The sequence below is a fragment of the Paracraurococcus lichenis genome, from assembly GCF_030657435.1.
GTDB classification, from domain to species: domain Bacteria; phylum Pseudomonadota; class Alphaproteobacteria; order Acetobacterales; family Acetobacteraceae; genus Paracraurococcus; species Paracraurococcus lichenis.
In genome coordinates this window covers 1-11,038 of sequence record NZ_JAUTWS010000112.1, presented here as the reverse complement: position 1 = coordinate 11,038, position 11,038 = coordinate 1, and the positions used below count along the sequence as shown (strand labels likewise).

10 protein-coding genes and 1 pseudogene are annotated in these 11,038 nt (G+C 67.9%); 7 read left to right on the top strand and 4 right to left on the bottom strand.

What is annotated here, in order from left to right:
• Positions 1 to 14: 14 nt before the first annotated feature.
• From Q7A36_RS35630 to Q7A36_RS35610, 5 genes and pseudogenes are all read left to right on the top strand, one after another.
• Positions 15 to 903 (top strand): annotated as a pseudogene (locus tag Q7A36_RS35630) (Mu transposase domain-containing protein); the annotation flags it as partial.
• Positions 800 to 1,528, top strand: a complete 729-nt coding sequence (istB, locus tag Q7A36_RS35625) for an IS21-like element helper ATPase IstB (protein WP_305108553.1) — start codon at positions 800 to 802, stop codon at positions 1,526 to 1,528. The pseudogene Q7A36_RS35630 and the gene istB, both read left to right, overlap by 104 nt.
• Before the next feature lie 619 nt (positions 1,529 to 2,147).
• Positions 2,148 to 2,528: a hypothetical protein gene (locus Q7A36_RS35620; RefSeq protein ID WP_305108552.1), complete on the top strand. Its 381-nt coding sequence runs from the start codon at positions 2,148 to 2,150 to the stop codon at positions 2,526 to 2,528.
• Positions 2,529 to 2,542: 14 nt separating this feature from the next.
• Positions 2,543 to 2,812: a hypothetical protein gene (locus Q7A36_RS35615; RefSeq protein ID WP_305108551.1), complete on the top strand. Its 270-nt coding sequence runs from the start codon at positions 2,543 to 2,545 to the stop codon at positions 2,810 to 2,812.
• Positions 2,812 to 3,777, top strand: a complete 966-nt coding sequence (locus Q7A36_RS35610) for a recombinase family protein (RefSeq protein WP_305108550.1) — start codon at positions 2,812 to 2,814, stop codon at positions 3,775 to 3,777. Before Q7A36_RS35615 ends, Q7A36_RS35610 begins: the two co-directional genes overlap by 1 nt.
• A 281-nt stretch (positions 3,778 to 4,058) precedes the next feature.
• Here the strand turns inward: Q7A36_RS35610 and Q7A36_RS35605 are convergent, their stop codons facing one another.
• From Q7A36_RS35605 to Q7A36_RS35595, 3 genes are all read right to left on the bottom strand, one after another.
• Positions 4,059 to 4,817, bottom strand: coding sequence for an SDR family NAD(P)-dependent oxidoreductase (locus Q7A36_RS35605; RefSeq protein WP_305108549.1), 759 nt, complete (start codon positions 4,815 to 4,817; stop codon positions 4,059 to 4,061).
• A gap of 99 nt (positions 4,818 to 4,916) precedes the next feature.
• On the bottom strand, positions 4,917 to 5,426 hold the full coding sequence (locus Q7A36_RS35600) for a DinB family protein (protein ID WP_305108548.1): 510 nt from the start codon (positions 5,424 to 5,426) through the stop codon (positions 4,917 to 4,919).
• Between the two features lie 455 nt (positions 5,427 to 5,881).
• On the bottom strand, positions 5,882 to 6,193 hold the full coding sequence (locus Q7A36_RS35595; protein WP_370655768.1) for an HU family DNA-binding protein: 312 nt from the start codon (positions 6,191 to 6,193) through the stop codon (positions 5,882 to 5,884).
• 388 nt (positions 6,194 to 6,581) lie between these two features.
• On the opposite strand from Q7A36_RS35595, the gene Q7A36_RS35590 reads away from it, so the two are divergent.
• Positions 6,582 to 8,024 carry an IS1182 family transposase gene (locus Q7A36_RS35590; RefSeq protein ID WP_305108546.1) on the top strand — a complete coding sequence of 481 codons (1,443 nt, stop codon included), beginning with the start codon at positions 6,582 to 6,584 and terminating at the stop codon, positions 8,022 to 8,024.
• Between the two features lie 497 nt (positions 8,025 to 8,521).
• On the opposite strand, the gene Q7A36_RS35585 is transcribed toward Q7A36_RS35590, so the two are convergent.
• Positions 8,522 to 9,313 (bottom strand): hypothetical protein, encoded by a 792-nt coding sequence (locus tag Q7A36_RS35585; RefSeq protein WP_305108545.1) that lies wholly within the window; start codon positions 9,311 to 9,313, stop codon positions 8,522 to 8,524.
• 255 nt (positions 9,314 to 9,568) lie between these two features.
• Here Q7A36_RS35585 and Q7A36_RS35580 point away from each other — a divergent pair.
• Positions 9,569 to 11,038: alkyl/aryl-sulfatase (locus tag Q7A36_RS35580; protein ID WP_305108544.1), on the top strand; the 1,470-nt coding region annotated here is incomplete at its 3' end.

The following is an 11,038-nucleotide window of genomic DNA, read 5'->3' as shown; positions in this document are numbered from 1 at the left end:
GTGGGTAATTACGGGAGAAGGGCCAGGTCGAGAACCAAGTCGGGCTGGTTCGGGAGCGGTTCTTTGCGCCGCGGCTGCGGGTGCGGAGCTACGAGGGGCTGAATGGCTTGCTGCTGGACCGCTGTGTGGCGCATGCCCGGGCCAACCGGCATCCCGAGCAGCGGGAGCGGACGATCTGGGAGGTGTTCGAGACGGAGCGGCCGGGCCTGGTGCCCTACACCGGTCGGTTCGACGGCTTCCACGCCGTGCCGGCCGCGGTGTCGAAGACCTGCCTGGTGCGGTTCGACAACAACCGCTACTCGGTCGCCGCTGGCGCAGTCGGCCGGCCGGTGGAGATCCGCGCCTATGCCGAGCGGATCGAGTTCCGCCAGGACGGCCGGGTCGTCGGCGAGCACCCGCGCTGCTTTGGCCGCGACCAGACGGTCTACGACCCCTGGCACTACGTCCCCGTGCTGGCGCGCAAGCCCGGGGCGCTGCGGAACGGCGCGCCGTTCAAGGACTGGCTGCTGCCAAGTGCGCTCGAGCGCATCCGTCGCAAGCTGCGCAGCGCCGAGGATGGCGACCGGCAGATGGTCGGCATCCTCACCGCGGTGCTGAGCGACGGGCTGACGGCGGTCGAGGCGGCCTGCGCCGAGGCGCTGCGCGAGGGCGTGCACTCGGCCGACGTGGTGCTGAACATCCTGGCCCGCCGGCGCGATCCGCCGGTTCCGGCGCCGATCCTCATCCCCGACGCCCTGAGGCTGCAGCACGAGCCGCTGGCCGACTGCAGCCGCTATGACAGCCTGAGGAGCAGCATGTGATGGAACGGTCCGAGATCCTCGCCACCATGGGCGAGCTGAGGTTGTACGGCATGAAGGCAGCGTTCGACGGCATCATCGCCGCGGCGGTGAAGCGCCAGCATGAGCCGCAGCGGGTCATCGGCGACTTCGTCTCGGCCGAGATCTCGGAAAAGCAGGCCCGCTCGATCAAGTACCAGATGACCATCGCCAAGCTGCCGCTGGCCAAGGACGTCGAGGACTTCCAGTTCGAGGGGACGCCGGTCAACCAGACGCTCGTGCGCGACCTGGTGGGCGGCAACTTCCTGCCCCAGCAGCGCAATGTGGTCCTGGTCGGCGGCACCGGCACGGGCAAGACGCACCTGGCGATCGGCATCGCCCGCGCGCTGATCCGCAGCGGCGCCCGCGGCAGGTTCTACAACGTCGTCGACCTGGTGAACCGGCTCGAGGCCGAGAGCAGGTCGGGACGCGGCGGCCGCATGGCCGACCATCTCTGCCGCCTGGATTTCGTCGTGCTCGACGAGCTCGGCTACCTGCCGTTCGCCCTCTCCGGCGGGCAGCTGCTGTTCCACCTGGTCAGCCGCCTCTACGAGCAGACCTCGGTGATCGTCACCACCAACCTCGCATTCGGCGAATGGCCGACCGTGTTCGGCGATGCCAAGATGACCACCGCCCTGCTGGACCGGCTGACGCATCACTGCGACATCGTCGAGACCGGCAACGAGAGCTGGCGGTTCAAGAACCGCGCCTGATCACCCGAACGCCGAGGCCGCCGCTGCCTGGTCGGCCGCCCCTCCGCCTCCGGCTCCGGGGCAGCCGACCAGGCAGCGCATCAGCACAGCCCAAGGGGGTCCCTTTTGGGCGCCGATCCGGGGTCCCGATTGCACGCCGATTGACAGGTTTGGATGAGGGGTGGCGGCGAGGCCAGGTCGTTGGTGGTCTGCACGGCGCTACTCCAGCAGCCTCGTCGCAGGAACAGACGGTCCTTGTTGCGGGATGCGAACCGCGCCACCACGGACTGGTGCTCTGTTGTGGCACGGCGGTTGGGCAGGTCGGCGCCGGCTGGACCTGAAGCAACGAGCAGGCTCTGAACCGAAGCGTCGCCACGCCGAAAGACACAGGACGGTATGGGGTGGCTTTCATCGGCCTGCGCGATTTAGGATGAAGTATTGTAACCCGTAAACGAAGCGCCAAGACACTGTGAAAGCGGCACAAATTACAAATTGATGGCGTATCTTAGCTTAATGTGCTCGGTACAGTATTGCATGGTACTATGTCTATGCTTCGCAAGAAGAGGCGAAGCGGGCCGAGCAGGAGCTTCCACCTTCCCACCCGGCCCTGACCACCACCCCGCTTAGCAGGAGCAGGACAGTGGCTCATTTCTCCATAGACCAATCCAGCCGCGATCGTCTCGCCGCCATGCCGGGCGTGACGATCATCGACCATCCCTCGCCGCACCACCCGGGCGACATTGCCCTCGTCATGGCCGGCCTGCGCTGCTGCGAGGTCTTCGCCGACGGCGCGGCGTTCCGGGCGGCGTACCACCTGCGCTACGGCGAGTGGCTGCCGCTCGCCGAGGAGGTGGGCGAGGATGCGGCCTTCGCCGCTGTATTCACCTTCCTCACCCTGGTCGCGGCCGTGCCGCAGCACTACGCCGCAGCGCACGATGCGACCGAGCGGAAAGCCGCGGCCGAGGTGCTGGTAGCCTTCTCGGGCATCAGCGTCACCTTCACTTCCGCAGCAGCGGCGTAGGGGAGGGCAGGGCCATGGCTACCACCCCCAGACTGCCACCCGTGACGCTGTCGAGCACCTTCCTGCGCGAGGCAGCAAACAAGATGGACCTCGCCACCGGGACCGGGCGCGCCAGCGCCCGGCTTCTCGTCGCCATCGAGCTCGGCCGCACCATGGAAGCCGAGCACCTGATCCGGGTGTGCCGGGCGCATGGCGTTCGCCATGTCTGCACCGGGCATGGCGCCGCGCACGCGCTGGCGGCGCTCGCCATCCCCGTGCTTCCCGAGGTGGAAGGGCGGCACTGATGACGGCACCCATGCTTACGCGCGGCGTGCTGCACACGCCGAGCACCGTCACTGAGATGATGCGTCTCGCCGAGGTGCTGGCCCAATCGAGCCTCGTCCCGCGCGACTACCGCGGGAAGGTGGCCGACATCCTCGGCGCCTTGCTCTGGGGTCAGGAGGTCGGCCTCGGTCCGCTGCAAGCGTTGCAGGGCATCGCCGTGGTGAACGGCCGCCCTGCCATCTGGGGCGACGCGGCCCTCACGCTTGTGCGCGCGCACCCCGCCTGCGTCAGCATTCGTGAGGGCGTCGAGGGAGGGGGGGATGACCAGCACGGCTGGTGTGAAGTTGTGCGCCGCGGTCACCCGCCGGTGCGGCGCACCTTCTCGGTCGCGGACGCCAAGCGGGCGCGGCTGTGGGGCAAGACGGGGCCGAACGGGCCAACGCCGTGGGTGACCTATCCCGCGAGAATGCTGATGTTGCGGGCGCGCGGCTTCGCCATCCGCGACGCCTTCGCGGACGCGCTACGCGGCGTGATCACGGTCGAGGAGGCGGCCGACATACCGCCGGAGCCACGCGACGTGCCGAACCTCGCGGCAGAGTCGGCACCGACCGCTGATGCGTCCGCGGCGGCCAACCCGCTGCCGGCCGCGTCACCGGCGACCGACGCTTCCGCGGTGCCGGGCAACGACAACGACGTCGCGATTGGCTGGCGCGCGATGGCGTGGCCGATCCGCAGCCGCGACGGCACCTGCCGCGACATGGGCGACCCCGACCTGTGGGAGGCCGAGTTCGCCGACCGTATCCGCACCATCGAGCAGCACCCGAAGCTGGCCGCACCGGCCAAGGCGGACACAATCCACGCCGTGCTGGCCGCCAACCGCGAGGTGCTGGACTGGCTGCGCGACGAGCGTGACCAGGGAGCAGCTGTGGAGAGTGTCGAAGGCTTGTTCGTGGAGGCGCTCGGTGCCGACGCCGTGACGGGCTGACGCGAGGCCACATGGGGACGGGCAGGGAAAAGGGCCTGCCCGCCCTACCCGGGCCGCAAGTCGGCCGGCGCTGTAATCCGGCCTCGGGATGTCCGAGAAGCGGACCTTCTGGGGCCGGAGCAAGGCGGTGCGAAACTCGGGATCTCGGCGCCCGCGGCGGCTTGGCCGAGCTTGTCATACCAACCCGCCTTGCCGTTGACACATCGCGCAGGCACCGGGGACACACATCCTGATGTCGATCCGTCAGCCGCAGCGTGTGTCAGCCTCTCGGCGGACTGGTATCAGAGGCCCTGAAGGTTCTCTCCGCCGTCCACGGCGATGACCTGTCCGGTGATCCACCGCGCGTAGGGCGATGCCAAGAAGAGCGCCGCGTCGGCGATCTCCTCGGGTTCGCCCATGCGGCCGAACGGGATGCTCGCGCGGATCGCCTGGTAGAGCGGCGAGCCGTTGAGCCGCGCGCGCTCCCAACGGCCACCCGGGAACTCGACGGAGCCCGGCGCGATCGCGTTCACCCGGATTCCCCTCGGCGCCAGAACCCCCGCCAGCGACACCGTATAGTTGTTCACCGCCGCCTTCATCGCCGCGTAGGCCGGGCGCGGCGCACCGCAGCGCAGCGAGGCCACGGAGGAGATGTTGATGATGCAGGGGTGATCCCCGCGCTCGAGGAAGGCACGCGCCGCGTGCCCGGCGCGCACCGTCGCCATCAGGTCTACCGAGACGCCGCCGGCCCAACCTTCCTCGTCGTCCTTGGCGCCGAAGGCCGAAGCGTTGTTGACCAGGACGTCGATGCCTCCTAGCGCCGACGCGGCCTCCTCGACGTAGTGGAAGATGGCGTCGCGGTCCGCGAGGTCGCAGACCGAGGAATGCGTTGGGTGCCCGTTGGCGGCGATCTCGGAATGCGCGCGGGCGAGGTCCTCCGCCCCGCGCGCGCAGATCGACACCCCAGCCCCGGCCCGCGCGAAGGACAGTGCGATTGCCCGCCCGATGCCGCGGCTCGCGCCGGCCACGACGACCCGCTTGCCGCCAAAGTCGAATGCCATGGCTCGTGCCCTCCCGCTGCGAAGACCTTCTCCTGCACTCCAAGGACTCTCACGGTGGCGAGGGCGATCTTCCCGCGCCGGTACCAGACGCTGGCTGCCTCACGCCTCCTGCTCTACTGCGGCCCAGAGATCGGTGTCAGCTGTCTGCACGCCGAAGCCCGTCAGCGCCGCGTGGACTTGGCCGCGGTGGTGGACCTGGTGGGTAAAGACGTGCACCACCAGGAACGCGTTCGAGCGGCGCATCTCGGTCTGAGTGATGCGGTTGAACCAGACGTGCTCGCCGGCGAGCCAGTCCTCGCCGATTCCCCCGGCCCAGGCCACCATCCCGGCGTCCGCCTCTACCCTCCTCTCGCGCAGTTCGGCGAAGTCCGCGATGAACCCCGCGCTGTCTTGCGGGATCCCCGGTGGAGGAGGCCACCCGGCGAGGCTTGCCATCCAGCGCAGGTCGGCCCAGAGGATGTGGGCCAGCGTGCCGTGGATCGACCTCCAGAAGAGCCCGCGGTCCGCTCCGCGCTGCTCATCCGTCAGCACGCCTGCGGGGGCGTAGATGCGGCGGTTCATCTCCGCGTTGTAGGCCGCCATGGTGCGGGCGTAGGCGGGCGTGATCACGGCCCGTGACGCCCCGCGGGCCGGGCGAGGCCCGGCCCTGCGGCCTGTCTCGGCTTCGCGGGGTCGAGCAGGACGTTGCCCCGGGAGTTCCTGTGCTGTCGGAGAATGCCGTCGCCTGGGTTGCCGCCGTTGGCCATTGCCGCCTCCCTGACTGGCAGAGGATCGTGCACTTTCCGACGCAACTCAACCGGATTCATCCCGAAGACCGCCGGGGAGGCGCAAACATCAAGAGCTTTGCGCCGCACAAGGTCCAGCCTGGCGGACGGTGAACCCGGCGCCAAACTCCGTTCGGAACGTCGCCTCCGGGTCGAACCCGGCGCTCGCACCTGAGCGAGACCAAATTCATGGCAATCAGCAGGCCAATCGCTAACGAGTGCCGCCCACCGGAGGAGGCGTGACGGCGCTCGATGCCAGATGGAAGCCCGCACGGTAGAACCGCGCGGGCCAGGCACCTATCAGCCCTTCGCAGCTTTCCGCTTAGCCTTTTTGAGGCCGGCCAGGGCCGCTTCCTTCAGTGCAGGGCTCGCCTTGAACTTCACTGTGGCGCCGGCTTTCACCGCCACCTTCTCCCCCGTGCGGGGGTTCAAGGCGGTCCGCTTCGGCGTTTCGCGGACAACAAACGCCCCGAAGTCGGGTAGGGTAAAGCGACCGGTCTCAATGATCTCGCCCTTGATCGCGGCGATGATGTCGGCGGCAAGCTGGTTGGCCCGCGACGAGGGCACCTCGGCAGCCTGCACGATCACGTCGGTCAAGAATTTCTTCGACACACTCAGCTCCGTGGTTGTCCACGAGCACGACAAAGCACAAGCGGCGGTCTGAAGGAATCCCAAGTGTGCTTCGGGCTCCTTTTTGTCCGATCCTGGCCGGACTGAGAAGTAGCTCAGGGCTGCAAGGGCTGATGCTGGGGAGGACGTAGCGAGGTCAGCCTCCGCCAGACGTGGAGCCGATCAGCAGCGTGCGCCTCACCTGCGCCGGTGACCAACGATCACCGCCGCGAGGTGCCGGAATGCCGCGGGCCATAGCCGTCTCGACGGGATGGCCGCTTCACTCCCAGGAGCAGACCTTGGCGGGCCGGGTACGAAGGTCCGAGAAGGGCGCAGCCCGTGTGAAAACGCTGTGGTGTGATAGGATTCCGGCGTCGACTTGGAGGCCGGGATGAAGCGGTTTGTGGAAGGCGAGGACCGACGCCAGGCGACACTGCTGCCCGAGAGCATCGACGACTTCGTCAGTGAGGAGAACCCGGTCCGCGTCATTGATGCTTTTGTCGCCAAGCTGGACCTGGCTGAGCTCGGCTTCGAGGGCATCGTGCCCGAGCGTACTGGCCGGCCCGCCTATCACCCGGCGACACTGCTGAAGATCTACATCTATGGCTATCTCAACCGCATTCCCTCCAGCCGGCGGCTGGAGCGCGAGGCCGGACGGAACCTCGAACTGATGTGGCTGACAGGCCGGCTCGCGCCCGACTTCAAGACCATCGCCGACTTCCGCAAGGACAACGGTCCGGCAATCCGGGCGACCTGCCGGCGCTTCGTCCTTCTCTGCCGCGAGCTCGGCCTTCTGTCCGAGGCTTCGGTCGCAATCGACGGTAGCAAGTTCAAGGCGGTGAACGCCCGCGAGCGGAACTACACCCTCAACATCGTCCGGCGCCGTATGGAGCAGACCGAGGCGAGCGTGGCGCGCTACCTCGCCGCGCTGGAGACCGCAGATCGCCAGGACGCGGAGACGGCGCGTCTCCGGACCGAGCGGCTGAAAGACCGGCTTGCCCGGCTTGAGGAGCGCATGGCTCATCTCCGCAAGATGGAGGCGGCGGTTCGCGCGGCGCCGGATGGGCAGGTCTCGCTGACGGATCCGGACGCTCGTGCGATGGCGACGACCGGCAAGGATACCGGCCTCGTGGGCTACAATGTGCAGGCCGCGGTGGACACGAAACACCACCTGATCGTCGCGCACGAGGTGACGAACATCGGGAACGACCGCACCCAGCTCTCGACGATGGCGGGCAAGGCGAGCGAAGCCATCGGCACGGAGGCGCTGACGGTCCTCGCCGACCGGGGGTACTTCGCCGGCGAGGAGGTCCTGGCCTGCACGCAGGCCGGCCATATCCCGCTTGTGCCCAAGCCGATGACCTCGGGCGCCAAGGCGGACGGACGATTTGGCAAGCAGGACTTCGTCTACCTGCCCGAGCAGAACGCCTACCGCTGTCCCGCGGGCGAGACGATGAAGTGGTGGTTCAACCGCGTCGACGAGAACGGGATGACGCTGCGGCATTACTGGACAACCAAGTGCCCGACCTGTCCGATCAAGGCGCAGTGCACACCCGCCAAGCTGCGCCGCATCACGCGTTGGGAGCATGAGGGCGTCCTGGATGCCATGCAGCGCCGGCTCGACGCTCAGCCGAACGCCATGCGTCTGCGACGACAGACGGCCGAGCACCCATTCGGCACGCTGAAGACCTGGATGGGCGCCGCGCACTTCCTGACCCGCACCATGAAACGGGTCAGTACGGAGATGAGTCTCCACGTTTTGGCCTACAACATGAAGCGGGTGATCGCGATCAAGGGCATCGGGCCGCTCCTCGAAGCCATCCCGGCCAGATAGGGGCGCCGGACTCACCCGTCCGGCGCCGACCAGGTCACCGCGTGTCTGCCAAGCGCCGCGCCCCGCTGCCGACCGACGCTGGCTCCGGCCTGCAAGCTGGGTTTTCACACGGCCTCGGCGGGGAGCGGACCTTCGGCGCCACGTGACCAGCCCCGGACGCGTTGGGTCCTGACATTCGCCGGGACCACCATCCGGCCGGCGCGAACTCGCTCGTTCTCGCCCACGCCGCGCCATTGGCGGCGACGGCAGCAGCCCCGGCGTCACGGACCGGATCTCGGTGCAGAGGCGGTCGGTCACCCCGTCCGCAGCAGCGGACCCAAGGCCCGGCTTTCGGGCAAACCATCGACCTCCGGTGCAGCGTCGATCAGCCGGCCGCAGCGTTCCGCCCCAAGCACCAGAGCCATCAGGTCACCGCCCTTCCCCACAACCTCCTGTCGCGACATAGGATTCTCCGCGGTGCTATGCAGGCATGCTGCCCTCGGGGCAACGCATCCGCCTCAGAAGTGCAGGTTCAGGCCGATGACCGGCCCATGCAGCGTCACGTCCCAGACCAGGCGCCGGCTCTCGTAGTCCTGCGACAGCGCGCGGTAGCCGAAGACGGCGGCCGCATCGGTCCCGAACAGCCGGAATCGGTAGCCGACAAGGGCCTGCACGTTCCAGGTAAAGCGCGATCCGGCGCCCCAGCCGCCGATGTCGCCGCGCAGCGACGCATCCCAGCGCGGCGCGACAGCCACCCGAAGGCGGAGCCCTGCGAAGGGGTCCACCCAGTCCACGTTGCTGCTGGCTGACCCGCCACCCCGGAGATCGATCGTGTTGCCGATATAGGTGTAGCGACCGCCAGCGAGCGCCTCGAGCGACCAGCCCCGCTCCCGCCCGGAGTAGAAACCCCGGTCCAGCACCTCGTAGGCGCCGCCGAGTTCGGCGAGCGCGAAGGTGCTGGTCACGTCGACGCGGGCCGGCCCAGCGGACACGTCATCGACGCCGAGCCGGGACCACATGCCGTCGAGGAAGACCGCGATCGGCCCGCGTCGCGCCTCGGCGTGGCCGCTGAAGGCGAGCACGGAGTCCGCCTGCTTGAGGGTGTCGATGAAGCTGTTGTCCACGGGGACCCGGACTGACCCTGCGCCCGCCGTCCCGGTCATGGCCGTGAGCCAGCCGTAGCTCTCCAGGCTGAAGGTCCATCCGCCCGGTACCGACTGCGCCGCGGCAGGCCGCGGAAGCGCACCAAAAGTCGGGCCGACGACGGCCGCAACGGCGAAGTGGACCAGGAGGCAAGTCGATCGCACCATGCACGGCCATCGCTTCCCGCTGCACGGCACGATTGCCCGGGCGGTCCGTCGAACGATCACGGATCGCCGGTGAACCCGACGACTCACGAATTGCGGAGCAGTCAGGCACGAAGGCCCGAAAAGGGGCACCCGCCGCAGGGGCCGCTCCTGAATTGTCTTGAGATGCACGTTTCGATCGATGGAACCTGCCCCACATCTCCGGGGACTGTTCGGGCAATCCGCTTGGAGCCGCATCGTCAGCGGCAGGGAGGACGTATGGCCAAAGGTCACCCCGCTCTTGGCACTTCTCAGCGCACCGACCTCAACCGACGCGACATCATGACGGCGGGCTCGGCACTTGCGCTTCTCGGTCTGCCCTCGCGCCTTGTCGGAACCGCCCAGGCGCAGCCTGCAGCGAGCGGGCCGCAACCCAAGCCGGCCACCGCGGCAACCAGGGCGGCGAACGAGGCGGTCCGGAACTATCTGAACTTCAACGACCGCGATGACTTCGAGAACGCCACGCGTGGCCTGATCGCGCGGCCCGACACGCTGATAATCCGGGATGCGAAAGGCGGCATCGTCTGGGACCTGGAAGCGTACAAGTCGTTCATCGATGTCGACAGGCCCGCACCGGACACGGTGAATCCGAGCCTGTGGCGCAATGCCCAGCTCAACATGCAGTACGGCCTGTTCCGCGTCCACGACCGCATCGTCCAGGTGCGGGGCTACGACCTCGCCAATGTCACCTTCGTCCAGGGCGACACCGGCTGGATCATCCTTGACACCGGCAGCAACCTCGAGACCGGGAAGGCGGCCTATGAGCTGGTCAGCCAGCATCTCGGCCGACGGCCCGTCCTCGCCGTCGTCTACAGCCACAGCCATGGCGACCACTTCGGCGGCGTCCGGGGCCTCGTCGAAGAGGCAGAGGTGCGCGCCGGCAAGGTGCAGATCATCGCGCCGGCCGGATTCACCGAACACGCGATCAGCGAGTTCGTGATCGCGGGCAACGCCATGGCGCGGCGCGGCATCTACATGTACGGGCCTCTCCTGGCGCGCAATCCGCAGGGTGGCGTCAATGCCGGCCTCGGCCAGACGGTCGGTCATGGCAACAGCGGCCTGCTCCTGCCGACGCGCGAGATCAGGCAGACCGGCGAGGACGTCACCATCGATGGCGTCCGCATGGTGTTCCAGATGACGCCGGGCACCGAGGCCCCGGCGGAGATGAACACCCATCTCCCGCAGTTCCGCGCCATGTGGATGGCGGAGAACACGACCAACACCATGCACAACCTTCTCACCCTGCGCGGGGCGCAGGTTCGTGACGGGCTAGCATGGGCGAAGTTCATCAACGAGACGATCGAGCTCTACGGCGACGGCACGGAGGTGAAGTTCCAGGCGCACCACTGGCCGATGTGGGGCAACGCCAGGATCATCGATTACTGGAAGAAGCAGCGGGACCTCTACAAATACATCCACGACCAATCGGTGAACCTGATGAACAGGGGCTACACCGGGGTCGAGATCTCCAACATGATCAGGCTACCGTCGGAGCTCGACAAAGCGTGGTTCAACCGTGGCTACTATGGCTCCCTGAAGCACAACTCGCGCGCGGTCTACCAGCGCTACATGGGCTTCTACGACGGCAATCCATCGACGCTTGATCAGTTGCCACCAGAGGAGGCCGCCAGGAAATACGTGGAGTACATGGGCGGCGCGGCAGCGATTCTGCAAAAGGCGAAAGCCGAT